Source organism: Reinekea sp., assembly GCF_982785585.1.
The window spans coordinates 1-25,129 of sequence record NZ_CEYAVF010000008.1 but is presented as its reverse complement, the minus strand read 5'-3'; the positions used below and the strand labels follow the sequence as shown (position 1 = coordinate 25,129).

The following is a 25,129-nucleotide window of genomic DNA, read 5'->3' as shown; positions in this document are numbered from 1 at the left end:
CTGTGTATGCTGGCCCCGGTGAACGGGGTGAGGATTCCCCGGTGCAATGGGAATAACCTGCCATGCTGTTGCCGTTGAGCGTTTAGAGCGATGCTCAGTAGACGGCGTTTATTTGTTTAATCTGATCGAGCGATGCGGTGCCGCCGCCAGCCAGATTTAATTGAATATCGTTACTGGCCAGGATGGTCACAGACTCGACCCGGCGCGAAATATTGGTTTCGAAGCTCTGCTGCAGACCGGACAGATCGCCTAAAACTCTGAAGGTATACTCACCCTCGTTGTGCGGAATAATATTGCCGCTTTCATCGACACCGAATTTGCTGTAGTCGATGTCGGCCAACTCGCCATTCACTTCCAGGTTGGCGCCGTCCCACTTAAAGTTCATCGGGCCACTGGGCTGATAGCCCAATTCAACGTCTTCGACGATCTGACCGAATTGATCTTCAATCTGCAGATGCAGGCCTTCGGTGCCGGCTTCAAGCTCGGTAATACCAAAGACCAATTCACCAATGCGCAGGTCACTGCCATCGTTGCCGCTGACCGTGACCGCGCCGCCCACCAATGAACTGGCTTGCAGAGCTTGAGACGATTTATAGGATGCGGCCAGGTCGCCAAAGCCGTCACTCATGCTTTGAATGCCCTCGACCGTGGAAAACTGGGCCAGCTCGGCAATAAAGGCCGCGTCGTCCTGGGGCTCGAGCGGATTTTGATTGTTCAACTGGGCAATCATCAATTCTAAGAATTCGGTTTTACCCAATTCATTCGTTTTGGCGCTCGTTGGGTTTTTGGCAGTGATGTCATATTGACTCAGAGCATTATTTACGCCGGTTATATCAGCCATATCTCTGCCTCTACTTACCCATGGTTAAGGTTTTTTGCATCATCGTCTTGGCCGTATTAAAGACCTCGACGTTCACGGTAAAGCTACGCGATGCGCTCATCATATCGGCCATCTCTTCGACCACACTGACATTCGGATAATAGACGTAGCCATCTGCGTCGGCGAACGGATGAGTGGGTTCGTAACGCACTTCTAAGGGCCCGTCTTTTTCGACGATACCCGCCACCTTTACACCATTACCGAGCGTGTTGTTATGACTGCCCTGCATCAGGCTTCCGGGCATCCGACTGCGATCCATCAGTTGCGCCTGGACACTCTGAAACACCGGCTTACGCGCGCGATAGGTTTCTTCTAGACTGGAACTAACGCTCTGGGCGTTAGCCAGGTTACTCGCCGTGGTATTCAGGCGAATGGACTGGGCATTCATGCCCGAGCCGGATATATCGAATATATTACCTAGACTCATTATTAATCTCCTCGCAGTGCGCCGGTTAAGCCTTTGAACTTACCGTTCAAGAACTCAAAGCTGGCGTTATAGGCCATGGCATTGGTGGTGAATTCGGTGTTTTCGATGTTTTCATCGACCGTGTTGCCGTCTATGGAGGGCTGCAGCGGGCTGCGATAGAGGCTCTCCCAGCTATCAGCATGCCGGCCTGCCATATGATGGTTACTGGTCCGAGTAATTGCCATACTGCTCTGGCGCTGAGCTTCACCGCCCAGTATCGCCTTAAAGTCTATGTCCCGCGCCTTGAAGCCCGGGGTATCGGCATTGGCCAAGTTATTGGCCAAAATAGAGGACCGTTCCGAACGCACTAGCAAGGCGTTATCGTGAATACCCAATGAATTTGCAAAGCCTAGTGCTGACATCTGTTTTCCCCTATTGCCGCTTTCTGATTCTTAATAGAGATATAGCAATAGCAGTGCCAACTTAATATTCTGTTTATTATCAATGACTTAGGTCGAAATTCTGGTTTTGCCTGGCAAGGCGCCGAGCAAAGCGGCAAGGAGGTGCCGGCTTGGCGCTAAACGACCCAGAATTGATCCCGGAGGCTAAATTTTCTTGTACAGGATGCCGGGCCGGCAATGCACCATTTCGTATAGGTCGGACAGGCCATGGACCGACTCAGAGGCCCCCACCAGAAGGTATCCACCGGGGTTAAGGGTGGCGTGGATTCGAGTGAGAATGTCGCGCTTAAAATCGGCGCTGAAATAGATCAGCACGTTGCGGCAAAACACCAGATCGAAACGGCCTAGGAGTGCGTAGCTGTCTTGCAAATTTAAGGCACGAAAATTTATATCGGCGGCAATGATCGGGTCTATCTTAAAGCGCCCACTGCCGAGCTCGGTGAAGTGCTTCTTTAGCTTGACCGGATCCAGACCGCGACCGATGGCCAGCGTGCTGTACTCGCCTGATCGGGCTTGCGCCAGGGCGGTTGGCGAAATATCGGTCGCAAGGATGTCCGCTCCGGCGCTGAAAAATCGATTCTGTTGCCGGTATTCGCTCAGGATCATCGCGATTGAATACGGCTCTTGGCCGGTCGAGCAGGCCGCAGACCAGACCCGCAAACGCCTTGACGCCAGTCGGTCGGTGAACTCCGGGAGCAACTTTTGCTCGAGCACCTGAAACGGATGATCGTCCCGAAACCAGAGGGTCTCGTTGGTGGTCATGGCATCGATGACCTGGGCTTTTAACCTGACCTGGGTGATCAGCTGCAGCCTGTTGGTCAGCTCATTCAGGCTCGTCAATCCTTGCTCGGCCATCAAGCGCCGCAGCCGACTGGCTACCAGATATTGCTTACTGGCACCCAAGAAAATACCGCTGTGCTGTTCTAAAAACCTACAGAATTCATCATAACCTGAGGTCATGTCTGTCATGCAAAACCAACCCTTTAGTGTGTAACCGCTCAATCCAAGAGCGAATCTGGTGCCCGCATATGGATCAGACGTCGCCCTCCGTGGGCGGCAATTTCAGCCCCAACCCGGTTATCCGCTCGAGCACCAACTGACCGAGCATATCGGGCTGAAATTTCGCTAAGAAGTCGTTGGCGCCGACCTTACTGACCATGGCCTTGTTAAACACACCGCTCAATGAGGTGTGCAAGACCACAAACAGATCTTTAAGATGCGGATTGGCGCGAATCTCGGCGGTCAGGGTATAGCCATCCATCTCGGGCATTTCGATATCGGAGACCAGTATCGGGTATTGATCGGCGGGATGAATACCGTCGGCAACCAACGCCACCAAATGCTCATAGGCTTGCCTGCCATCATTAAATTGCACGACCTTAAAGCCGATGCGCTGCAGCGTTTTGACGATTTGATTGCGGGCGATTTTCGAATCATCGACGATCATAATTTCCAGTTCCGGCGCACGCAGTGCCATACCCTGACTAATTAACTCTTGAGAAACATCCTCCGGTACCGGTGACACCTCGGCCAATATCTTTTCAACATCGATAATTTCAACTAATTGCCCTTGATACTGCGTCACCGCCGTCAAAAAATGATCATGGCCGGTGCCCTTAGGCGGCGGCTGTATATCTTCCCAATTCATATTTACGATGCGCTCGACACCGTGAACCAAGAAGCCTTGCACGCGAATATTATATTCGGTGATGATCACAAAACGATTTTGGCGATTTTTGATCGCCGCATTACCCGTCGCCAGACTCAAGTCTAAAATAGGAATGGTGCCGCCCCGAATATGCGCTACCCCACAGACCACCGGGCTGCTGCCAGGGATGCTGGTTAAGACAGGGCACTGCAGCACCTCCTTGACCTTGAAAACATTAATGCCGTAGGTCTGCTCACCGTCGAGGCGAAACAGCAGCAACTCTAACCGATTCTGGCCCACCAGCTGGGTACGCTGATTGACGCTTTCCATGACGCCTGCCATAGAGAACTCCCTGCCGCTAGGCATGACAATTGCATTGACCTGGTCATACGCCAGCAAACTGACTCTTAATGAAAAATAAGCATAGACGGCTATTGGGGCGCAACAACCCCCTGGCACGGCGATTTTATCGACTCGCGACAAATTGGACCCAGCGCGCCCGAGCTGGCCTGCTCTGTTGGTCCTCTGGACTGGCGGTCGCGCTGGCGCTAAGCATGCCGGTTCAGGCTAGTAACATCGAGACGATCCAGGCCTATGTTGATACCACCGTACACAGCAGTTTGAGTAATTTTGCGCGCGACGATATTAATATCGACGTGCAATTCCCCGCCAATAGCCTGCTGACATCAGCCTGTGTCGGCGCATTGGAGTTTGAATGGCGTGGCTATCCGAAGGCGGGTCAGAACACGGTTAAAACGGCCTGTGCGGACCCGCGCTGGCAGCTCTATCTGTCTGTCGGCATTCAGGTGTTTAAAGAGGTGGTCATCAGCGCCGCACCGCTGTCGCGCAACAAACCATTGGACCGCAGTCAATTGACCCTGCGCCGGATGGACATTGGGCCCCTGCGACTGGGCTATTTCGATAACGTAGAGGGCTTGCAGGGCTATCTGCTGCAGCGCACTCTTCAAGCCGGCCAAGTCATTACACCTTACATCGTCAAGGCGCCAGCCTTGGTCGCCCGAGGCGATTGGGTCACAATTCGCTCAGGCAGCGGCGGCCTGGTGGTCACGACAACCGGCAAGGCGCTTAAAGACGGTGCCTTGGGGGATCAAATTCCGCTGAAGAACCTAAATTCCCAGACCACGGTCCGGGCCTGGGTGATTGCCAAGGGCGTGGTCTCGACGCGGAAAGCCGATATTCAGCTACAGACTGGCCAAGGCCAATAGGGTCATTAGCCCAATAACTAAAAAGAATTCAAAATAAGGCTAAAGTTTTTAATACTGCCGCCGTTAACTAGTTCATACGAGTATAAGTCCAGAGGACAATGCAATGCCTATCAATGTTAACGGACCTTCAACGAATGCGTTGGGGACCAACAAGCCACAGAAGAATGATGCTGCAGAGCAAGCCACAGTCGCAAAAAGCGGCAATGGCACGAATCATGCTTCAAGAGAAGACGTGGTTGAACTCTCCGATCGTGGTCGTGTGCTCGAGGCTGTCGTCAGCAAGGTCCATCAGATGCCTGATACCGATCAGGCAAAGATTGATCGCATTCGCAGCGCGATTACCAATGGTGAGTACAAGATCGATTATGACAAGCTCGCGGCCGCATTCAGTCGCTTTGAGGCAGGACTCTAGCAACCTGCCCATTGCCGACGGATTGCCCCGAGCAGTCCGGACAGAAGGCAATGATTATGGCAGCTCGACAACTCATTCAGTTTCAAGAAACGCTTAGCGCAACCAATGCCACCGCTCAAGAGTTCGGGGTGTTGCTTATGGATGAACGCAAACACCTCACCTCGACCCTGCGCGAGGACGTAAATCTACTGTTGCCGCAAAAAGAACTGCTCATTAAGCAGTTGGCTGGCCTGCAGAGTTCAATTCTTCAATTTTGCACGGCATCGGAAATAGAACCCACCTATGGAGCGTTGCGCGCCTACCTGTATCGGCTTGGCATCGCTGAGGCTGAGACTGTTCTCGATCATTGGACCGCACTCAAGAACACGCTGATTAAAAATCAAGCGTTGAATAAAACCAATGAGGCCATCCTCAAAGAGTTGCTGCGCCGCAATCAAATCAAACAGGCCATGGTCAGCAGTTTAGGACGCCAGTCCGATACCTACGCTGCGCCCGGCAAACAAACCAGCCGCACGATGGAAGGTTGGGTGGCGCAGGTTTAGGGATGCGGCAATGAGCAGGTCACCGGCGGCAACTTTTAGCCACTGCGACGCGGCTGCTTACCAGCACGGTCGTTTGAGATCAGACTCGGCCACGCCCTGACAACCCAGGCCAACATCCTGCTAAAGGATGATGGCCCAAGCACGCCGTCCGCCGCTCACTTGGCTACAACAGCCTTCCTTTCGTCCGGTATTTTTGTTAAAACATTAACACTCGTTTAGCAGCCTGACGCCACTCTAGCCCTTCTAGAACCCGCGTCGGCCTTCATTGTTGCACCCTTGCACCGGACCTACAGATGACCCCATATCCTTTTGCCGATCAAATCAATATTCTGGTGGCCGATGACCATCCGCTGTTCCGTCAGGCCTTGTCCGAAGCCCTGTCCCAAACCGATCATAAGATCCAGATACAACAGGTGCAATCCTTGGCCGACACCCTGATCGCGGCGGAAGCGGGTGATACCGATCTGATCTTACTCGATTTAAAGATGCCCGACTGCGTTGGTCTAATGGGGTTGATCGAATTACGCGCCCGGCATCCGGAGATCGCTATTGCCGTGGTGACCGCTAATGAGTCCAGCCAAACCATGCGTAAGGTGAAGTCGGCCGGGGCGGTTGGGTATCTGATTAAATCGATGGAGCTGGACTCGCTGGTTGCGGCCCTGAACAGCCTACTGAAGGGCGAACGGTATTTCTCTCTAGAAGGTGTTGAAGACCCACAGGATATAGATGACGATATCGATGCTATGAAGAAGCTGGCTTCGCTGACCCCCAAGCAGCAACATGTGCTCAGTCTGATCAGTCGCGGCCTGCTCAACAAACAGATCGCGTATGAACTCGATATTAAAGAGACCACCGTCAAGACCCATGTCTCGGAGATATTTCGCAAACTAAATATTTTTAACCGCACGCAGGCGGCCATTTACAACCAGTACCTCAACGTTCCGGAATAGGCGCGCGGGTTTGGCACCATCGCGCGCTTTGAGATGTTAGAATAGCCCGCTAACCACCGCTATGAGATCCGACAACACCATGACTGAGCTAAGCCGCGAACAACGTTTCAAGACCATTGGCCGGGTAAACTGGGTCTGCACGCTGGTCGATTCAGTGCTCTCCCTAGCCAAACTCAGTATCGGTTTCTTGGTCGCCTCGCCCGGCCTGATCGCCGATGGCTTGCACAGCCTGAGTGATCTGGCCACCGACATCCTAGCCCTCATCCTCGGCAAGCTGGCACAACACGGTCCGGATGCGGAACACCCCTATGGCCATGCCCGTTATGAAACCCTGGGTACAGTGATCTTGGGGATGGTGTTGATTCTGGTGGCCGTTGCCATCGGCCTCGAAAACCTGCTCGCGCTCTGGCGCGGGACGGTGGTGACCCCACATTGGATCGCCTTAATTGCGGTGGCTGTGTCTATCATCAGCAAAGAAGCGCTGTTCCACTATACCCTGAAGTACGCCAAGCTCACCCGATCCGCTTTACTGGAGGCCAATGCCTGGCATTCTCGCTCCGACAGCCTGTCTTCGGTCGCCGTCTTGATTGGCATTGGCTGTTCGCTGGCCGGCTGGCCGTTGGTGGAATATTTAGCCGCCTTGGCGGTGGCGCTGCTGATTGGCCATATGGGCTTTAAGCTGGCCTGGAATGCGATGCAAGATCTGATCGACCGCGGTGTGTCCGTCGATCAACAAACGACTTATCGAGCTACCCTGGGCACGGTGACCGATATTATCGATGTCCATATGCTGCGCAGCCGCCTGATGGGTACCGATGTGTTGATCGATGCCCATATTCAGGTGGCCCCCACCCTATCGGTGTCGGAGGCCCACCAAATCAATGACTTTGCTATGCGATTGCTGAAACAGGCGCATCCGGAGATCACCGATGTCACCCTGCATATCGATTTTGAATCGGATTTCCCAGATAAGAAAACCAAACTCGACCCCAAACGCCAGGCCTTGTTAAGTGAATTGGAGCGGGTTGGCATTAGCGGCTTTGAGCGGGTATATCTGCATTACACGGACAATCAGGTCGAGGTGGAATTGCTCTTTGCCCAGGGGCTTGAACTCGGGCACTTGGCACCGTCTGCCCGGGCCTTGGTGGCCAGCACGCCTTGGCTCGGCTCAATACGACTCTATAGCCGCAACCCGGCCTGACAGAGCCGAACCGACAAGACCTGCCTGAACGCCCAAGCCTCTTGAGGGCCGGGTATCGGCGTGGGCCTAGTCGGCCACGCGTCCGGGTATCGGCGGCAGCGGCGGTTGCACGCCGGCATTTTGCGCCCGGTGCCGTAAACAATGATCCATCAGCACCAAGGCCAACATCGCCTCGGCGATCGGCACGGCACGAATGCCGACACAGGGGTCGTGTCGACCCTTGGTGACTACCTCAATGTTTTCACCCTGGCGATTGATACTGCGCCCGGGGGTGGTTATCGACGAGGTCGGCTTAAGCGCGATCGTCACCAATAGATCCTGACCGGTGCTGATACCCCCGAGTACGCCGCCGGAGTGGTTAGAGAGGAAGCCTTCAACGCTCATCTCATCCCGATGCTCGGTACCCTTCTGGCTGACTACGGCAAAGCCGTCGCCTATCTCGACACCCTTGACGGCATTGATGCTCATCATGGCATGAGCGATTTCCGCATCGAGTCGGTCGAAGATCGGTTCGCCCCAACCGGGCACCATGCCCGTGGCGACGACCGATACCGCGGCGCCAACTGAATCTTGCTGGCGCCGCAGTTCCGTCATGTAAGCATCGAGTTCGTCTAACTTGTCGACATCGGCACAGAAAAACACATTGGTTGGGATCGCCGACGGGTCTTTATAGGCCAATTTGATCGGTCCCAACTGGCTCAAGTAGCCCTGAATGGTGACACCAAACTGTTCGTAGAGGTATTTTTTGGCAATGGCTCCGGCTGCGACCCGCATCGCGGTTTCCCGCGCCGAACTGCGCCCACCGCCCCGATAATCTCGGAAACCGTATTTCTGGTCATAGCCGTAGTCGGCGTGCGAGGGCCGATAGGTATCGGCAATATTGGCATAGTCCTTACTGCGCTGATCGGTGTTTTCGATCAACAGGCCAATGGGGGTGCCGGTGGTCTTACCCTCGAATAGGCCAGAGAGGATCTTTACCTCGTCGGCTTCGCGGCGCTGAGTGGTGTGCTTGCTGGTGCCGGGCTTGCGGCGGTCCAGATCCAGCTGCAAATCGGCTGCGCTGAGCGTCAGGCCGGGTGGACAACCGTCGATGATGGCGCCGAGGGCTTCGCCATGGCTTTCGCCAAAGGTGGTCAGGGTAAAGAGCCGACCGTAGGTATTTCCAGACATAGGATAATTAAACTCTTATCGTTGATCGGTTCAGCGACACTGCCGAAGCCTCAACAGAGGCCGTTGGCAAGGTCGCTCGAAACGGCCCGCTAGCGAAAGCGGGCCGCGTTTTTTTGTAACTCAGCGCTGGCAACAACCAGCACACCATGACCACCCTGACTGAAGTCGGGCCATTCAAAGGCGACCTCGGGGAAGGCGGCAATCAGTGCCGCGGCACTGTTACCCACTTCGCAGATTAACCAGCCGTCGGCGGTGAGATAGTCCGGCGCTTGGGCCAAAATTTTGCGCACCAAATCCAGACCGTCGTCACCGGCGGCCAGGCCCATTCTAGGTTCATGCAAGAACTCGGCCGGCATCTGGTCGATATCCTCGGCATCGACATAGGGCGGATTGCTGATGATCAGGTCGTAGCGGCGCGTCGGCAAGGCATCGAACAGGTCGCCTTCATAGGCATCGATCTGGTAGTCGAGATCTTTTAGGCCAATATTTTCAATGGCGATATTGAGCGCGTCCGGGCTGAGATCGCTGACATCGACGTGGGCGCCCGGAAAGGTGCGCGCCATGGCAATGCCCAGGCATCCGCTGCCGGTACACAGATCCAATAGGTGCGTCGGCTCGCTCGTCAACCAGGGTGCAAAGCGGTTGCTAATCAGTTCGCCGATCGGTGAGCGCGGGATCAGCACCGTATTATCGACGCGAAAGGGTTCATTAAAGAACCAAGCCTCTTCGAGCAGATAGGCGGTTGGAATCTTGTTGACGCAGCGGTCCTCGATCAGGCGATACAGTAGCGCGCGCTCAGTCTCTAGTAGGACGGCCGCCAAGGCGCTGTCGGGTACGTGCCAGTCCAGCTGCAGACCACGCACCACCAGATGACGGGCCTCCTGCCAAGGTTGACTGAAGCCGTGGCCATAAAAGCACTCGGCACGCTCCATCTGGCTGGCACAAAAACGGACCCAATCGGCCAGCGTGGTGAAACGGGCCAATTCCGTAAAGGCGGGCCAGTCGTATAACGAATTTTGGGTCATATTGCAGTCGGTTTCAGGAAAAGACGCTAGTATAACGACCCGAGCCGAAATTCTAAAGTAATCGCGCCAAAAGCCAGTGTGCGACCGGTTCCGGGTGTTCCATATGCAGGTGGTGTGAGCCGCGCATCAGGGTGGTCGATAACTGCGCTACGGCGGCCTGGCGGTCGCTGAACAGGGCAGGATGGTCCGGCCAGGTGTCGATCGCAAAGACCAGTAGCTCAACCGGGATGGTGATTTGCGCCAGCCAGTAGAGAATCTCAGCTTCCGATAAGCGCCACAGACTGGCTTGGCGCAGGCGCCGATCATAGCGATGATACCAGCCGGCCGGGCTCTGGCCGATCGCTCGCTGTGCCAGTCGCTGTGCCGCCTGGGGTGAGAGTGGAAACTGGCCGCGCTGACGCGATTGGACAATCTGTTCAAAGCTTGAATAGTAGCGGGTCGGTATTAGCCGACCGCGCTGTTGATAGAGTTGTTCGAAGCGCTGAAAATTGTCCGCCAGCGCTGAGGCGGCCGGCCCGAGACCGTCGAGGCACAACAGCAGCTTGATTCTGGGATCGACCGCCGCTAACAGCTGGCCCAGCATGGCACCGAGGGAATGGCCGAGAATAATCGTCTCCGGCCAGTCCAAGGCATCGATCACCTGCCCTAACCTGGGCAACCAGGACAAGACAAACTGTCCGTCGGCAACCGGTAAATCGGCTGATTCGCCGTGTCCGGGCAGATCGATGGCCCACAGTTCGATGCCCGGCAGGTGCTCCGCCAAGGCGCTAAAGGACATCGCATTGTCGAGCAGGCCGTGCAATGCCAGGACCTTGCGGCCCTGCCCCCAACGGACGCCTTGGACGGCGCCATCGAGCAGACTAAAGGGCGTCATCGGCTGCCCGCCATGCGTTGCAGCAGCGTGCCGATATTGGCCGCCGTTGCCAGTGGATGTTCGAGCGGGAACATATGACTGCCGGGCATACGCAGGCTGGTAAAGCCCAAATAATCCTTCATACGCAGATATTGATGCTTGCGCACCGTGTCGCTCTGCCGGCCGACCAAAACGCCCGCCGGAACCGCTAACATGCCCGGCTTGAGCACCATGCCGTGCGGCAGCGTACGATACACCGCCAGCTCAACGGCCAATTGATAGGTCAGATCGACCGACCCCTGTTCATTTTCCGCCAAGGCACAGGCCAAATAGTCTTCTAGGCACTGTGGGTGAAAGCCGCTGAACAGGGCTCGGCTGCGAAAATAGTCGCGCGCCTCGGCCATGGAGGCCCATTCGATACGCCGGGTCTTGGTCTTATGGGCCGGCGACAGGCGATTGATCAGGCCGGTGAGCTTAGCCGTCTGGATCAGTAAGGATTCAAAGCGATTGAAGGTCGGCACATCGAGCAGGATCACCGCCCGAAACAGCTCAGGTCGTTGCAGGGCGGCCAACAGGGTAAGCGCGCCGCCCAAGGAATGACCGATGCCGATTACCGGCTGCTGAGTTTGGCTTTCAATACTGTGAATCAGCTGGTGCGTGAGCTGACTCCAGTTATTGCCAACCGGGTATTTCGGGTCGTGACCCAAAAGCGGTATCTGATAGATCGGATGGCGCTCACCCAACTGCTGCAGCAACAGCTGATAACTGGCCGAGGGGAAACCATTGGCGTGGGCGAAGTGAATCGGCGCGTGCGTTAGCGAATCCATTCAAGCTGCACAAAGCCGGGGAGAAATTCGTCGGCCAATAGGCAGGCAAGGTCCGCGGTATCCATATTAATACCGCGTGCGTCGGCGCCGCACAGGTGGCGCAGCAATCGGGTTAACAGGGGATTGTGCGCGATGATCAACTGGGTCTCCAAACGCGGATCGATCAGCGACAGCAGAATCGGATCGAGGTCGCTGTCGGGTAATAGCTGGTCGTCGACGCTGCGGCGCTGCAAGGCCAGACCCTCGGCGACCAGGGTATCGGCGGTTTGTAAGGCTCGTAGATAGGGGCTGACGATGAGCAGATCAATCACCGGCAAGTAACGACACTTGCTTGCCACCGCGGCCTTGCCGGTAACCGTCAGGGCCCGGGAAGCGTCGTCGAATCGATAAGGCTCCGCCTCACCGTGGCGCATTAGATAGAGCCGCACTATTGGTCGTCGGCTCGGGGCCAGTCGGTGAAGGGATAAACCTTGTCATCACTGGCGAAGGTTAGATAGGCCAGAATCTGGGACTGGAAGATGCTCAGAGGTTTGGCGAAGGCCACCAATGAGGCGATCGGCTCATCCTGAAACCAGAGCACGATCCATTGAATAAGGCTGATTAGGCCCGTTACCATTAGACTCATGCGTAAAAATAGCCAAAATAGCAGCATATAGGGTAGCCGCACCAGATGATGTTCCCGTTGTTCCTTTTTCATATAACGCTCCTCACATGCCCACGGACATAAATTCAACATCTTCGGCCAGGTCACCGGACATCAGGCGACTGGCAATTTCTTTCACCGGCATGTCTTGATAGATGATGGCATAGAGGCCTTTGACCAGCGGCATATAAACCCCTAATTCGTCGGCCTTCTCGTTCACCATGCGTAGGGTGTTGATGCCTTCGGCGGTTTCACCGATCTTCTTGATCGCCTGTTTCAGCGTCATACCTTCGCCAATGTAATAACCAACGCGGTAGTTGCGGCTCAACTGCGACGAACAGGTGACAATCAGATCGCCCACCCCGGCTAGGCCGAGAAAGGTCATTGGGTTGGCGCCCAAGCGTACGGCAAAACGCGACATTTCGGCGAGTGAGCGGGTGATAATGGCGGCACGGGTATTTTCGGCCATGCCCAAGGCAACGGCCAAACCAGTAATAATGGCGTAGATATTTTTCAGTGCCCCGGCCATCTCAACCCCATAGATATCCGGGTTGCCATAGACCCGAAAGGACGGGCAACTGAGCAGCTGCTGAACTTCCTGACGCAGGGCTTGGCTATAGGAGGCTATAACGGTTGCCGAAATTTGATTGTCGGCTATTTCCTTGGCCAGATTAGGCCCTGAAATCACGCCGACATCATGCTTCGGCGCTAGATCGTGCAGGATTTGGCTCATCAATTTAAAGCTGGTGGGTTCAATCCCTTTGGTCAGGCTGATCAGACGGGCGTTGGCGGGCAAATACTGCACGGTTTCCTCAACCACGGCGCGAAAGGCCTTACTCGGCACGGCGACAAAGACATAGTGTGCATCGCGCACAGCGGATTCCAGATCGAGCGACGGGGTGAGGTTATCGACTAAGCGATATCCGGGCAGGTAGCGGGAATTTTGCCGATTTTGCAGTATATCGTCGGCCTGCTTTTCACTGCGCATCCAGAGGGTCACCGGATGGTGGTTCAGCGCGGCTATATTGGCAACGGCCGTGCCAAAACTCCCGCCCCCCAATACCGTTACCTTACTTGAGGTCAGTTGAGTCACTCGGTGTCCTTAATTAATTTGGTTTTCAATACACTCAACCAGATCCTTGAAGGCCCGGCGGTTATTTTCGTTGAGTGACATCAGTATCTTGTGCGCTTCCAGAACGCGTGCACGCGCGGTCGATTCGTCCAAGGGCACCAGGTCGGCTTCCTGTAACGATGAGGCGTCGGTTAAATCTTGCTGGGTAATCATGGTGTAGACTCGATCTCGAAAACCCATCGACTCGACTATCCGGGTAATATCGGCATGGCTGGAGATAAGCAATGGAATTTGACCCATCTTCGGTGTGGCCACGCGCGATATCTTGGCCAGCAGACCCAAGCTGGTGCTGTCGATGCCCTCGGCTTCGGTCAAATCGACGGTAACCGATTCGAACGCATTATCATGAACCATGGTGTTCAGGCACGAATCTATCGTCGTACACAAAGCCATCCTGACATCGCCTGTCAGCTTGATGACATATCTTCCTTGATGGTTTGCCATCAGGACACGACCGTTGTTCATGACATTCAACCTTGGTTACGATTTTTCAACCGTTAAAACAGTAATATCGTCCGGAGCGTCTGCGGTTTGACCGTTTTCACGCTTCTGTGCGAGGTACTCATGCATAGTATGAGACCGGTCTGCGCCTAACTCAAGCAATCGTGCTTCTTTTTGCGCTAAAGTCGATTCGCTCATCAATTCAAAGATGCCATCGGACAACAGCGTCAATTGTTTGAACCCTTTCAAGTCCATATGGCGGGTGACATAGGAGGCATCGTCAAATAAACCGACTGCCAGGCTTTCCGGCTCTATGGTGCGACATTCCGACTCAAAGCAGAGGATCGGTGCCGGGAAGTGCGCGGCCAGGGCGTAATCCATTCGGTCCTCGAGGGTATTGATGATGCCATAGAACATGGTGGCGTGTTTATGGGTCTGAGTTTTCAATAATTCCAAGTTGATTTGCCGCAGCAGCTGGCCCGGATTGGTCACTATATCGGAGGTGTCGTTTTCCAACTCGTCGCGATAGCGATCGATCTGAGTTTTAATCAATAGGGTAATAAGCGCGGAACTGGCGCCGTGGCCGGAGACATCGGCGATATAGAACACCAGCTGGTTTGGCCCCAACTCGAAATAGTCGACCAGGTCGCCACTCAGGTAGGTAGAAGGCTCCATATCATGGCGCACATGGTAATCCCCTTGGGTCAACTCAAAGGTCGGTAAGAGCCGCTGCTGCACGGCCCGGCCGGCTTGCAGATCGAGTTTTAAGCGATCGACGTGGTCTTGCAGCTGTTGATTACGCTGCTCCAACTCTTGCCGATAGAGATAGTTTTCCTTAAATAACAGCGCCCGCTCCAAGGCGCGCTCGACCGAATGCTCTAACACACTGAGATCGACCACCGGCTTCATCAAATAATCGGCCGCACCCAGGCGCAGCGCCTCTACCACGTCGGTCATCACGCCGGCGCCCGATACCACGATCACCGGCACCTCGTCGGTCGCTTCCATAATGCAATTGAGCAGCGAGATGCCGTCCATGCCGGGCATGCGCAGATCACAAATAACCAGATCAGGGCGCTCCCGTTCGAATACGGCCAGGCCTTCGGTGCCATTGGCCGCCTCTAAAATGCGGTAGCCACTGTCCTCAAGATAAGCGACGATGGAGTCGCGTACGGCTTTTTCATCTTCGACGATTAATAGCGTCGCGTCGTTTAGTGCCATAATTTGATCGGCCTGCAGAGATAGACCTTCAAGTTAGCCATACTGCGTTCAGAACGCAACCGTTACAGGTCAGAGTTCGCATAGAATCACGCGCGTGGGTGCGCTTAAGGTTTACCTAATGCATGCGCTCAGGCGCCGGGCGTGCCAAGTTGGCAGAGAGGGAGGTGTTGCGCGGTGGCTTCGACCCGCCCCATTCGGGCCGGCATTGGGCCCGGTTGGCCCTAGAAGTCTTCATCCACAAAGGTGCCGTCATCGGAGGAGAAATCCTCTCCCTGATCGAGAAAAGCGTCGCCATCAAGGATTCCATCCTGAACATCATAGTCCCGCTTTGATAGATACACCTGTCGATATTGGCTATAGGCATCGCCCATCAATAGGCTCTCTGCGGCCAATAGATCGGCACGGGTCTGCACACCAGCGAGCACGGTTATGCCGATACGCGGGCCATTGTTGATCGACAGCTGGAGCAAGGGGCTCAGCAAGGGATCAACCACAACGCCTAGGCCATCGCGTACTGAGCTCGGCCCGACCAAGGGCAACACCAGATAGGCCCCGCTGTTGAACCCCCAAACGCCAAGGGTCTGACCCAGGTCTTCGCGCTGCACGGGAATGCCCAGTTTGCTGGCGACATCGAACAGGCCACCGATGCCGACGGTCGAGTTGATCAGCAGCCGTTCGGCTGATTGCAAAGCAGCCCCGGCCTTGCCTTGCAAACCGTTGTGCACGGTGTTGCGAATCTCACCGAGATTGCCCACGAAATTGCGTACGCCATTTTCGGCAAAGCTGGGCAATAGCGCGTGATAAACCACTGCGGTGGGCCGCAAAAGCCAGCTGTCGAGGAAGTCATTGAATTTAAATACCACCCGATTAACAGGCTCGAACGGATCCTGCTGTGCGGCATAGGCCGGCAGGCAAACGCTCGCGCCCGTCAGCGCCAGGAACAGCGCGACGGTCGGAATTAGGCGCTTTTGTGTTCGTTTATCCATGATGATAGGGCTTGTTCCGCGCGCGTGGTGAGACCGAGAGTACTTTCCTTAGCTACGGGCGCTTCCGGCTGGGGTGCATTGGTAACGGCTTTTTGCACGTCAGCAAAGCGGTGTACAGTCGACTGTTTTAAATCCTGTGCCTCTGCAAAGCTAGAGACGTTCGAAGACTTTTTTAAATTTTTCTCGATGCCGGCCAAACGTCGCCCCACACCGATGGCGCTCTGATTAAGCATCTTCAGTTCACGCACTGACTGCGCTTGACTGAGCACAAAACGGGCTTCAAGCCGCGCGAGCCGGCGCCAGGTAATGACCACCAAACTGACCAAGAGAACCATACCGACGATGAGGCCCTGCTCTAACACTGTAAATTCTAACCCGACAAATTGACCCATAAGTCTCGTCACTCCAAATTATTGACACTAATGTGACATACTAGCAAAAATTACGCCATCATCTAGAGGTCGGACAATTCTGCCCATTCATGGTCGTTTAAAAGGTTTTTAATCGCGATCAGGATCAACAGTCTGTCATTCTTATGGCTGACGCCCTGAATGTAACGGGCATTCTCAGAGTTGCCAACATTCGGCGCCGGTTCAATTTCAGACTGGCGCAGGTACACCACCTCGGCCACCGCGTCGACTAGGATGCCAACGACCTGGGCCTCGGTTTCCAAAATCACAATACGGGTGCTGTCGCTAATCTCGGTTGACCGCAGGCCAAACCGCTCTCGGGTATCGACCACGGTGACAACATTGCCGCGCAGATTGATGATACCGATCACGTAGGCTGGTGCGCCGGGCACTGGCGCGATCTCACTGTGGCGCAGCACTTCACGCACCTGCATGACGTTAATGCCATAGGTTTCTTGTTCCAGGCGGAAGGTGACCCATTGCAGGATCGGGTCGTCGTCCGTGTTGGCAGTCTGTGCGGTCATGATCGGTTTCCCACTCGGTGAGCTTTTACTATAGTTCAGTTCCCGACAGCCCGCGGTCAATAAAGCCACGCCGGCGCTTAACCACGCACCAGCTGCTCAAAGGCATCCGGATCGACCAGGGCACACAGCTCAGAAATAACAGTACCCGCCAACCACGGCCGAGAGGTCCGCTGAGTGCGCCATTTGACCGCTTCCGGGACCAGGGAAATCGAGCCCTTAATGCCTTGTGCCGCAAAGGCCCAATCGGAATCGTGCACTCCAATGGCGAACCGCACCCATGCCTTGGTCTTGGGTTGGTTGCGCTCGGGCATAACCATCAGGGCGGTATCGACCACCCGTACCGATTGACCCTGGTGCCCTGGCAGCAGACCCAGGAACCAACTGGGCTGATCAAACAGAGGGGTGAGCTTTTTATCCACGGTATAAATGGTGCTCAGCATCCGCAGGGGTACCGCCAATTTTAGTCCATTGACGGTAAAAACCAGGCAATCGAAGCGTTGCCGCGCCCAAGCCGGTTGGCCCCTGCTCGGCCAATCGAAGAGCGGCGCCGCGGCGCTCGACAGCGCGATCTCAGGCTGCGGCTGCGTTGCGCTGGGGACCGAGGTCGCTCCGCCCGCACCGACTTGCCGAGCCAGATTTTGATACCCCGTGCGCTCCGGATCAATCGCGGTGGCATCGTGCAACAGGGCATCCAAGTAGGCCGTCAACACGCGTGCAGTGGTGCTTGGTGCAGTCTGGGTGCGGGCTGAGCCGGCGCAATTATCGGCCATGCGCCGACCGGGTTTGGTGATCGCGGCAGACACTCAGCCACAACAGATCCCGGAGCCGAGACTGGGATAGTTTTTGGATATGCGCCAAGAGCATCAGCTCAATACACAGCGCCTGAGCATTATTGAGCGGTTTGCGCCACAGGCAGATCATCTCATGGCCGTGGGTTACCTGCGCCAGGGTCAACTCGCGCAGGTCGTGCACGGCGGGTCTGGGGGGCTCGGCCAGCAAGGTGTCGATATAGGCATCGAGTACCCGACGCGCAGAGCGATTGCGCTTTGCCCTCATCGGCTCTGCCCGAGTGTTTTTAACAGACTGCCGTAGGCCCTGGCACCGCGACTGGCGCCATCGACCTGACTAATGGCCTTGCCGGCTCGACTGGCGTCGCGTAATTTGGTATCAACTGGGATCGCCAAATCCCAGATATGGCCCTGATGCTGCACTTTGAGCGTTTTCAGACTTTTAATCGAGGCTTGCGTGCGGCGGTCAAACATAGTCGGGATAACCAGATAATCCAGTTCACGACGCTGCGATCGAGTCACCATTTGAATGGTATGCACCATACGCTCCAAGCCCTTGAGCGCTAAAAACTCGGTTTGCACCGGCACCAACAGCTTCTTGCAAGCCGCGAGCGAATTGATCAACAGAAAACCTAACAGCGGCGGAGTGTCGATCAGCGCGTAATCAAAATCATCCCATAGGGTGGCGAGCGTTTTGGACACGATCAGGCCCATGCCGTCCTGCTGGCTGATATTGCGTTCCAAGGTCGCTAAGGCGGTCGAGGCGGGTATCATTTTCATACCCGGGACCGAGGTTGCGACAATAATATCGGCATGGAGTTGTGCGGATGGCTGGCCAGGATGCATAAACAGATCGAAAGCGCTCTGTTCGATCTCATCCGGATTGAAACCAAAATAACTGGTCAAGGAACCTTGGGGATCGAGATCGAGCAGCAGCACTCGATGGCCTTGCTCGGCCAACAGCGCCCCCAATGACACCACCGTGGTGGTTTTGCCGACCCCACCCTTCTGATTCGCAATAGACCAAACCTGCATGTTTATGCCTCTCTAGGATCCTGCCGAACGAACACTGGCACCAAAGCCGGCCACTAGGATAGACAGGGTGCCCTGCTGCGGCCGCGCACCCGCATGGCTGGCTTGATAGTGGCCAAAGGCCGTGGCAGACAAACGCTGCCCCTGGATGCCAGCGCGCTGTAAATAGCTTAAGACGTTGATTGCCCGCTGCGCCGACAACTGCCAACTGCCAAGCGACGTACTGCTCTCCTGACGCAGGCTGTACCCTTCCACGGCGACCGGCAGATGCAGCTCGGCTAAGATCTTGCCAACCTCATAGAGCATCGCTTCGGCGTTGTTGGTAATTTTGGCCGAGCCCGGTGAAAAGGTGATCGAGTCGGCGATCTGAATCTCCATCCAGGCCTCACTGCCGCTGACACTGAACAGCTGCTGTTCGATCAGTGGGGCGAATTGCTGTTTCAGCTGCTGTTGAATATCGAGCAACGCGGCCTGCTGCTGCAAGCGCTCGGCGCCATCCGGGGCGACATCGGCGGCGGCGTTCAATTGGCTTGGTGAGAGCGGGCTGAAAAAATCAGGCCCTTGGTCGGGTGTGGCCAATGCAGCCGAATCGATAGGCGTTGGTTGCACATCGAAGACCTGCGTTAGGCTAGCGCTGACCTGTTTGAATTTTGCCTGTTCCAGCGAACTGATTGAGAACAAGAAAACAAAAAACGCAAACAGCAGGGTTAAAAAATCGGCATAGGACAGAATCCAACGATGCTCTTTGGAAGAGCTGCTAACAAAACGCTGGCGCTTGAGCCGATTCACAAGCGATATTCTTTCAATCGGCGTTCCATTAAGCGCGGATGTTCGCCCTCTAAGATGGCCAACAGGCCGTCGCAGAGCATTTCCTCGAATTGACTGCGCTGCAGGGCATCGGCGCGCAGCCGGCCGGCGACCGGCAGTAAAAATAGATTGGCCAGGCCAACCCCATAGATTGTGGCTACAAAGGCGGTGGCAATGCCGACACCGATGGCGTTCATATCATCGACCTGGGTCATCACCTGTATCAGCCCCAGTACCGCCCCGATGATCCCCATGGTCGGCGCGTAACCTCCCAAGGCTTCAAAAAAATCGGCCGTGCGCAACCATTCGTGTTCGCGTGATTCCATGGACACCTGCAGGCTTTGCTGGATTTTACCGCCATCGGCCCCATCGACAATTAACTGCAAACCCAAGCGTAAGAATCGATCGGGCTCCTTTGTTGACTCAGACTCCAGACTCAAGGGACCGTTGCGACGCACCAGCTGACCCCAATGGGTAAGTTTACCAATGGCCGAGTCGCCGCTCTGATGGTGCGACCAGAAGATACTTGGAAATAAGCGCCAAGCGGTTTTCCACGTTCTGACCTCGGCCTGGACCATGCCCGCGGCCAGGGTCCCGCCAAGCACGATCAGTGCGGCGGGTATATTGGACAAAGAACCGACCTGGCCCCCTTCCATCAGATGGCCACCGAAAACGGCAAACCAAGCAAATAACAGGCCCGCAAGCGCAATCATCTAGAATCCTTATAACAACGTTAACAAGTTTAGCGACTTAGCCCCAACCAGGCGCGCAGACATGGGCTGGCAGGCCAGCTTTATCCGCCGTAACGGACAACTTCGACCATCCGCTGAGCGATGCTCAACAGGGGAATCACCTCATCGGCGAGATTGGCCTTTGTTATTGCAGAAGGCATGCCATCGATGACACAGGTACTGGCCTCCTGCGCCCATACCACGCTATTGCCCTGCTTCAGCAAGCGGGCCCCTTCCCGGCCATCGGCCCCCATGCCGGTGAGTACGATGGCCAAGGTGCGATTACCGTAGTATTTCACGGCGCTACCAAAGGTCAGGTCGACGCTGGGTTTATAATTCAGTCGCGCATCGCCGGCTAAAATTCGCAGCCGGTTTTTGCCGCTCAGCATCATTTGCATGCCACCGGGCGCCAGATAGGCCGAACCCGGCGCCAAGTCCTGACCGTCAACGGCCTGCTGAACATGGATCGCGCACTGGGCATTTAGGCGCTCTGCGAACGATGCGGTGAAGGTGCCGGGCAAGTGCTGAATTATTAGTATCGGGCACGGGAAATTGACCGGTAGTTGCGTCAAAACCTTTTGCAGTGCGACCGGTCCACCGGTCGAGGCGCCGATCAGCACCAGTTCAAAATCCTGCGCATAGCTAGTGGTTCTCTGCCCAGCGCTCGGTGAGGGCAGATTTGGCGCTGCCCTCGGTCCGGCCAAGGTGAGCAACTTAGCCACCAAAATTTGTTTTAGACTGGAATGGCCACCGCTGATGCGCTCGTAGCTTTTGGGTAAAAAATCGACCGCCCCAGCATCCAGTGCGTCCAGGGTAATACGCGCACCTTCGATGGTAAGCGACGAAAACATCAGGATCGGCGTCGGTTGCTGAGTCATTATTTCACGCACCGAGGAAATGCCATCCATCAGCGGCATCTCGTAATCCATGGTGATCACATCGGGCTGCAAACTCAGTGTTTTTTCCACGGCTTCTCGACCATTGCTGGCCTCACCGACGACCCTAAGCCGCGGATCAGCATTGATAATGGTTTTAACCTGTTGACGAAAAAACCCCGAATCATCAACAACCAGGACCCCAATAGACATCGATTAACCTCAATAATGACCGAACAGTTAAACAGCAACGCGCTATCGACCTTGGCCGGTGTGCGCCTGAAGCAGGCTGGGGATGTCCAAGATCAGGGCAATGCGACCGTCACCGGTAATGGTCGCTCCGGCCATGCCGGGCGTGCCCTGCAACATCTGACCGAGGGGCTTAATAACGACCTCTTCTTGACCCACCAGTTGATCGACCACAAAGCCGATATTCTGACTGCCGACCGTGACCACAACCACATGACCGGCGACCATTTTCTGATGGTCGAACGCCATATCCTTGATCAACCAACGTTTCAGATAATAGAGCGGAATGGGTTTACTGCGCACCACAACAACTTCCTGGCCATCGACCACATTGGTCTTGGTCAAATCAAGATGAAAGATCTCGCTAACACTGGCCAGCGGCAAGGCAAAGGCTTGATGCTCGATTACCACCATCAGCGTCGGCATAATCGCCAGCGTCAGGGGGACCTTGATACTGATGGTGGTGCCGATATTTAATTGCGATTCAATATCGATCGTACCATTCAACTGGCCAATCTTGGTTTTCACCACGTCCATGCCTACACCCCGGCCGGATACATCGGAAATAACCTCCTTGGTGCTGAAGCCGGGTGAAAAAATAAGATTAAAACACTCTTTGTCGCTCAGTCGGTCGGCGGCATCTCGATCCATTACCTTTCTCGTCACCGCCAGTTCGCGCAACGTGTTGGGGTCCATGCCACCCCCGTCATCCATGATGGTGAGTAAAATATGATCGCCCTCTTGTTGTGCGGCTAAGACGATCCGGCCCATTCGTGGCTTGCCGTTGGCCGCCCGTATGTCCGGGGTCTCGACGCCATGATCCACCGAATTGCGCACTAGATGGACCAAGGGATCGGCGAGCGCATCGACCAAATTCTTGTCCAGATCGGTGTCTTCACCGACCAGTTCTAAATTGACCTCTTTCTTTAGGGTACGAGCTAAATCGCGCACCACGCGTGGAAAGCGGCCGAAAACTTTTTTGATCGGCTGCATGCGTGTCTTCATTACCGAGGCCTGCAAGTCAGCCGTGACGACATTGAGGTTCCCAACCGCTTTCTGTAAGGTCTCGTCGTCGAGTTCCGCGCCGAGCCGAACCAATCGATTACGCACCAAGACCAGCTCACCAACCATATTAAGAATGTCATCTAGGCGCTGCGTGTCGACTCGCACCGTGCTTTCTTGCTGACTGCCGGAATTTTTTGCCGGCCCTTTCGGCGGCCGCTGATCAGTCGGGGCAGTTGGGGGTACTGGCTCGACAGGGCGCTTGGCCTTGTCAGGCGATGCCGGCGTACTGGTCACCGGCTCGACGGGGCGGGGCCGCGGTGTTTGCTCGGCCAGGGCTGGCGTCGGTGCGGGACTGTCGACCTTGGTGAACTGGCCCTTACCGTGCAATTGATCCAACAGTGCTTCAAATTCATCGTCAGAAATATCATCACCCGGCGCCGTGGACGGGGCGGCTTCTGGATCGGTGTCGTCTTTCGGGGCGCCGATCTTGCCCTTACCGTGCAGCTGATCGAGTAAAGCTTCAAATTCATCTGCGCTGATGTCGTCACTCGCCGCGCCGAGGTCCGAACCGACGCCAGGGCCGATATCAGTGTTCGAGCTGACCGGCGCAATGGCGTCCAGTAAACGTTCGAACTCCGTATCGGTGATGTCCTCCCCCGCCGCAGTCGGCTCGATGACCGCGCGCACTCGGTCCCCGGCGTTGCGTTCCGAAGCGCTCGCCGGCATGGCTTGGGCATAAAAATGCAGCCGCGCTAAGAGCGAACTATCGGCCGCCAACAGTGCCTCGCCGGCACTCACGGCGGTGAACATATCATTGACCACGTCGAGTGTACTCAAGACACAGTCCATCAAATCGGCGTCGACCGTGCGCAGACCATTGCGCAGGGTATCGAAGACGTTTTCAGCCACATGACAGCAATCAACTAGCGCGCTTAGCTGCAAAAATCCAGCACCTCCCTTGACCGTATGAAAGCCACGAAAGATGGTATTCAATAATTCTTTGTCGTCGGGACGGCTTTCCAGTTCAACTAATTGCGCCGATAGCTGCTCTAAGATTTCACCCGCTTCAACCAAAAAATCTTGCAGAATTTCATCGTCCGCTTCGAAGCCCATAGTTGTGCTCCTTAAAAACCCAAGCTGGACAATAGATCGTCAACATCATCTTGATTGGCTACTACATCAGCCTGACCGGTGTTAATCGCTGGACCGTGGCCGAGCGTCTCGTCCGGGGTGGCATCGCGTTGAGCATCGTTGCCGTGCGCGATAATGCCGGTAATGGCCTCAACCTGACTGGCCATGAAGACCAGCTCCACTAGGCTGCTTTCAACTTCCTTAACCAGACCTGTTACCTTATGAATTACTTGCCCGGTCAGGTCCTGGAAGTCCTGCGCCAATAGAATTTGAGTCATGTTGCCCGACAAGACAGCGCTATCGGCCGCCAATTTTTGAAAATATTCATCCAGCCGCCAATAGAGGGTGCGAAACTCTGCCGCGGTCATCTCCCGTTGCACCATGCGTTGCCACTCACGCTTGAGCACATTGGCCTCCAACTGAATGGCCTTGACCAGCGGCAAGCTGTCTTCGACCAGATCCAAGGTGCGATTGGCGGCGCGTTCAGTCAGTTCACTTACATAAGCGAGGCGATCACTAGCTTCGGTTAGTTCGGAGGCCTCGTCTTCGAGTTGGCTGTCGATGGCAAAGTTGGTTATAGCGCTGTGTAAGGCCCGTGTCAGCCGACCGATTTCCTGGTACAGGCCCTTATCGCGCACATTTTGCATTTCTTGTAGGTTGACTAGTGCCGATTCGAATTGGCCATTGCAGATATTATCATGCAGCAATTGGGCCTTTTCACGCAGGTTCTCCATTACATCGGATTCGCTGCTAAGCTGCGGTGTGCGTGCATGTTGCAGTTCGATTAGGATCTGTACGGCGGCTTCGAGATTATTTTTATTTGCACATTCGAGCAGTTCCGGCGCCCTTTGTTTGAGCAAGGTCGCGAACCGTTTCGGTTCCGCAGTCTGTTCAGTCATGGCCACTCCCAGAGCCCCTCTCAGCCGACACGCTCAAAAATCTTTGCGATTTTTTCTTTCAATGCCGATGCTGTAAAGGGTTTCACGACATAACCGTTCACACCGGCTTGCGCGGCAGCAATGATTTGATCTCGTTTGGCCTCAGCGGTTACCAGTAAGACTGGAATGGTTTTCAGTTTTTCATCTGCGCGTATTTTCTTCAGCAACTCCATACCGGTCATGCCCGGCATATTCCAATCGGTAATGACAAAATCAAAGGTCCCATTCTGCAACATCGGCCAAGCAGTCGCGCCATCGTCCGCCTCATGAGTGTTGGTAAACCCCAGATCACGCAGCAGATTTTTTACGATTCGGCGCATTGTTGCGAAATCATCTACCACTAGGATTTTCATGCTTTTGTCCAAAAGGGCCTCCTATTTCTGAATCGGGACGGGATCTATTCTATTTATAATAGACGGTGCTCTGGCCGCGCACATTTTTAAAACGGGTTTCGAAGCAAATAGCCGTATTGCCAGCGGTCGCAAAAAATGACTTCATTCGGGGTTTGAACGGCAGTAACGATGGCTGTTAATAGTTTGCCTGGCGGCTTCCAGGGTATTGCTTGAGGGTTGAAAGGGTATTGCTTGAGGGTTGAAAGGGTATTGCTTGAGGGTT

31 protein-coding genes are annotated in these 25,129 nt (G+C 55.1%); 5 read left to right on the top strand and 26 right to left on the bottom strand.

All coding sequences use genetic code 11. The features are described from left to right. Positions 1 to 94: 94 nt before the first annotated feature. The 5 genes from AC4FIC_RS05235 to AC4FIC_RS05215 all read right to left on the bottom strand — a co-directional run bounded on the left by AC4FIC_RS05235 (position 95) and on the right by AC4FIC_RS05215 (position 3,737). Positions 95 to 841, bottom strand: coding sequence for a flagellar hook assembly protein FlgD (locus tag AC4FIC_RS05235; RefSeq protein ID WP_100257540.1), 747 nt, complete (start codon positions 839 to 841; stop codon positions 95 to 97). Between the two features lie 10 nt (positions 842 to 851). Further along, the gene (gene flgC, locus AC4FIC_RS05230; RefSeq protein WP_100257541.1) at positions 852 to 1,307 is read right to left on the bottom strand and encodes a flagellar basal body rod protein FlgC; all 456 of its coding nucleotides are present in this window, start codon (positions 1,305 to 1,307) and stop codon (positions 852 to 854) included. A gap of 2 nt (positions 1,308 to 1,309) precedes the next feature. Next, positions 1,310 to 1,708, bottom strand: coding sequence for a flagellar basal body rod protein FlgB (flgB, locus tag AC4FIC_RS05225; protein ID WP_100257542.1), 399 nt, complete (start codon positions 1,706 to 1,708; stop codon positions 1,310 to 1,312). Between the two features lie 183 nt (positions 1,709 to 1,891). Continuing rightward, on the bottom strand, positions 1,892 to 2,716 hold the full coding sequence (locus AC4FIC_RS05220) for a CheR family methyltransferase (RefSeq protein WP_100257543.1): 825 nt from the start codon (positions 2,714 to 2,716) through the stop codon (positions 1,892 to 1,894). A gap of 64 nt (positions 2,717 to 2,780) precedes the next feature. Continuing rightward, complete coding sequence (locus tag AC4FIC_RS05215; protein ID WP_273284041.1) at positions 2,781 to 3,737, bottom strand: chemotaxis protein CheV; 957 nt, start codon at positions 3,735 to 3,737, stop codon at positions 2,781 to 2,783. 68 nt (positions 3,738 to 3,805) lie between these two features. Here AC4FIC_RS05215 and flgA point away from each other — a divergent pair, with 68 nt between their 5' ends. From flgA to AC4FIC_RS05190, 5 genes are all read left to right on the top strand, one after another. Continuing rightward, positions 3,806 to 4,621 (top strand): flagellar basal body P-ring formation chaperone FlgA, encoded by an 816-nt coding sequence (flgA, locus tag AC4FIC_RS05210; protein WP_100257545.1) that lies wholly within the window; start codon positions 3,806 to 3,808, stop codon positions 4,619 to 4,621. A gap of 103 nt (positions 4,622 to 4,724) precedes the next feature. Then, positions 4,725 to 5,033 carry a flagellar biosynthesis anti-sigma factor FlgM gene (gene flgM / locus AC4FIC_RS05205; protein WP_100257546.1) on the top strand — a complete coding sequence of 103 codons (309 nt, stop codon included), beginning with the start codon at positions 4,725 to 4,727 and terminating at the stop codon, positions 5,031 to 5,033. Positions 5,034 to 5,089: 56 nt separating this feature from the next. Further along, positions 5,090 to 5,575 (top strand): flagellar export chaperone FlgN, encoded by a 486-nt coding sequence (flgN, locus tag AC4FIC_RS05200; RefSeq protein ID WP_158524359.1) that lies wholly within the window; start codon positions 5,090 to 5,092, stop codon positions 5,573 to 5,575. A 293-nt stretch (positions 5,576 to 5,868) separates the two neighbouring features. Then, a complete protein-coding gene (locus AC4FIC_RS05195) occupies positions 5,869 to 6,525 on the top strand; it encodes a response regulator (protein WP_100257548.1) in 657 nt (218 codons plus the stop codon). Positions 6,526 to 6,604: 79 nt separating this feature from the next. Continuing rightward, a complete protein-coding gene (locus AC4FIC_RS05190; protein WP_476194867.1) occupies positions 6,605 to 7,726 on the top strand; it encodes a cation diffusion facilitator family transporter in 1,122 nt (373 codons plus the stop codon). Between the two features lie 66 nt (positions 7,727 to 7,792). Here AC4FIC_RS05190 and aroC read toward each other — a convergent pair whose 3' ends face one another. The 21 genes from aroC to cheY form a co-directional block, all read right to left on the bottom strand. After that, the gene (gene aroC, locus AC4FIC_RS05185; protein ID WP_100257550.1) at positions 7,793 to 8,896 is read right to left on the bottom strand and encodes a chorismate synthase; all 1,104 of its coding nucleotides are present in this window, start codon (positions 8,894 to 8,896) and stop codon (positions 7,793 to 7,795) included. 89 nt (positions 8,897 to 8,985) lie between these two features. Then, positions 8,986 to 9,921 (bottom strand): 50S ribosomal protein L3 N(5)-glutamine methyltransferase, encoded by a 936-nt coding sequence (gene prmB / locus AC4FIC_RS05180; RefSeq protein WP_100257551.1) that lies wholly within the window; start codon positions 9,919 to 9,921, stop codon positions 8,986 to 8,988. A gap of 52 nt (positions 9,922 to 9,973) precedes the next feature. Then, positions 9,974 to 10,795, bottom strand: coding sequence for an alpha/beta fold hydrolase (locus tag AC4FIC_RS05175; protein WP_100257552.1), 822 nt, complete (start codon positions 10,793 to 10,795; stop codon positions 9,974 to 9,976). Further along, positions 10,792 to 11,601, bottom strand: coding sequence for an alpha/beta fold hydrolase (locus AC4FIC_RS05170; protein WP_100257553.1), 810 nt, complete (start codon positions 11,599 to 11,601; stop codon positions 10,792 to 10,794). The genes AC4FIC_RS05175 and AC4FIC_RS05170 overlap by 4 nt, the downstream gene beginning before the upstream one ends. Next, positions 11,589 to 12,029 carry a SixA phosphatase family protein gene (locus AC4FIC_RS05165; protein WP_145980284.1) on the bottom strand — a complete coding sequence of 147 codons (441 nt, stop codon included), beginning with the start codon at positions 12,027 to 12,029 and terminating at the stop codon, positions 11,589 to 11,591. Before AC4FIC_RS05165 ends, AC4FIC_RS05170 begins: the two co-directional genes overlap by 13 nt. Then, positions 12,029 to 12,298, bottom strand: coding sequence for a DUF4389 domain-containing protein (locus AC4FIC_RS05160; RefSeq protein ID WP_158524361.1), 270 nt, complete (start codon positions 12,296 to 12,298; stop codon positions 12,029 to 12,031). The genes AC4FIC_RS05165 and AC4FIC_RS05160 overlap by 1 nt, the downstream gene beginning before the upstream one ends. 10 nt (positions 12,299 to 12,308) lie before the next feature. Beyond that, the gene (locus tag AC4FIC_RS05155) at positions 12,309 to 13,328 is read right to left on the bottom strand and encodes an NAD(P)H-dependent glycerol-3-phosphate dehydrogenase (protein ID WP_405124674.1); all 1,020 of its coding nucleotides are present in this window, start codon (positions 13,326 to 13,328) and stop codon (positions 12,309 to 12,311) included. Positions 13,329 to 13,346: 18 nt separating this feature from the next. Continuing rightward, positions 13,347 to 13,730: an anti-anti-sigma factor gene (locus tag AC4FIC_RS05150; protein ID WP_227003659.1), complete on the bottom strand. Its 384-nt coding sequence runs from the start codon at positions 13,728 to 13,730 to the stop codon at positions 13,347 to 13,349. Positions 13,731 to 13,856: 126 nt separating this feature from the next. Then, entirely contained in the window at positions 13,857 to 15,038 is a 1,182-nt protein-coding gene (locus AC4FIC_RS05145) for a response regulator (RefSeq protein ID WP_100257558.1), read from the bottom strand. A 221-nt stretch (positions 15,039 to 15,259) separates the two neighbouring features. Continuing rightward, positions 15,260 to 16,024 (bottom strand): MlaA family lipoprotein, encoded by a 765-nt coding sequence (locus tag AC4FIC_RS05140; RefSeq protein WP_100257559.1) that lies wholly within the window; start codon positions 16,022 to 16,024, stop codon positions 15,260 to 15,262. Further along, positions 15,997 to 16,416 (bottom strand): hypothetical protein, encoded by a 420-nt coding sequence (locus AC4FIC_RS05135; protein ID WP_100257560.1) that lies wholly within the window; start codon positions 16,414 to 16,416, stop codon positions 15,997 to 15,999. The genes AC4FIC_RS05140 and AC4FIC_RS05135 overlap by 28 nt, the downstream gene beginning before the upstream one ends. Positions 16,417 to 16,478: 62 nt before the next feature. Continuing rightward, positions 16,479 to 16,958: a chemotaxis protein CheW gene (locus tag AC4FIC_RS05130; protein ID WP_100257561.1), complete on the bottom strand. Its 480-nt coding sequence runs from the start codon at positions 16,956 to 16,958 to the stop codon at positions 16,479 to 16,481. A 77-nt stretch (positions 16,959 to 17,035) separates the two neighbouring features. Next, positions 17,036 to 17,728, bottom strand: coding sequence for a chemotaxis protein CheW (locus AC4FIC_RS05125; protein ID WP_100257562.1), 693 nt, complete (start codon positions 17,726 to 17,728; stop codon positions 17,036 to 17,038). After that, a complete protein-coding gene (locus tag AC4FIC_RS05120) occupies positions 17,718 to 18,014 on the bottom strand; it encodes a hypothetical protein (protein WP_100257563.1) in 297 nt (98 codons plus the stop codon). Before AC4FIC_RS05120 ends, AC4FIC_RS05125 begins: the two co-directional genes overlap by 11 nt. After that, entirely contained in the window at positions 18,011 to 18,781 is a 771-nt protein-coding gene (locus tag AC4FIC_RS05115; protein ID WP_100257564.1) for a ParA family protein, read from the bottom strand. The genes AC4FIC_RS05120 and AC4FIC_RS05115 overlap by 4 nt, the downstream gene beginning before the upstream one ends. Positions 18,782 to 18,793: 12 nt before the next feature. Next, on the bottom strand, positions 18,794 to 19,567 hold the full coding sequence (locus AC4FIC_RS05110) for a flagellar motor protein MotB (protein WP_100257565.1): 774 nt from the start codon (positions 19,565 to 19,567) through the stop codon (positions 18,794 to 18,796). After that, the gene (locus tag AC4FIC_RS05105) at positions 19,564 to 20,298 is read right to left on the bottom strand and encodes a flagellar motor protein (RefSeq protein ID WP_100257566.1); all 735 of its coding nucleotides are present in this window, start codon (positions 20,296 to 20,298) and stop codon (positions 19,564 to 19,566) included. The genes AC4FIC_RS05110 and AC4FIC_RS05105 overlap by 4 nt, the downstream gene beginning before the upstream one ends. An 80-nt stretch (positions 20,299 to 20,378) precedes the next feature. Continuing rightward, complete coding sequence (locus tag AC4FIC_RS05100; protein WP_100257567.1) at positions 20,379 to 21,404, bottom strand: protein-glutamate methylesterase/protein-glutamine glutaminase; 1,026 nt, start codon at positions 21,402 to 21,404, stop codon at positions 20,379 to 20,381. Positions 21,405 to 21,446: 42 nt separating this feature from the next. After that, the gene (locus tag AC4FIC_RS05095; RefSeq protein ID WP_100257568.1) at positions 21,447 to 23,558 is read right to left on the bottom strand and encodes a chemotaxis protein CheA; all 2,112 of its coding nucleotides are present in this window, start codon (positions 23,556 to 23,558) and stop codon (positions 21,447 to 21,449) included. 11 nt (positions 23,559 to 23,569) lie between these two features. Then, positions 23,570 to 24,475, bottom strand: a complete 906-nt coding sequence (locus AC4FIC_RS05090; protein ID WP_100257569.1) for a protein phosphatase CheZ — start codon at positions 24,473 to 24,475, stop codon at positions 23,570 to 23,572. A gap of 20 nt (positions 24,476 to 24,495) precedes the next feature. Beyond that, positions 24,496 to 24,867 (bottom strand): chemotaxis response regulator CheY, encoded by a 372-nt coding sequence (cheY, locus tag AC4FIC_RS05085; RefSeq protein WP_452595864.1) that lies wholly within the window; start codon positions 24,865 to 24,867, stop codon positions 24,496 to 24,498. Positions 24,868 to 25,129: the final 262 nt, after the last annotated feature.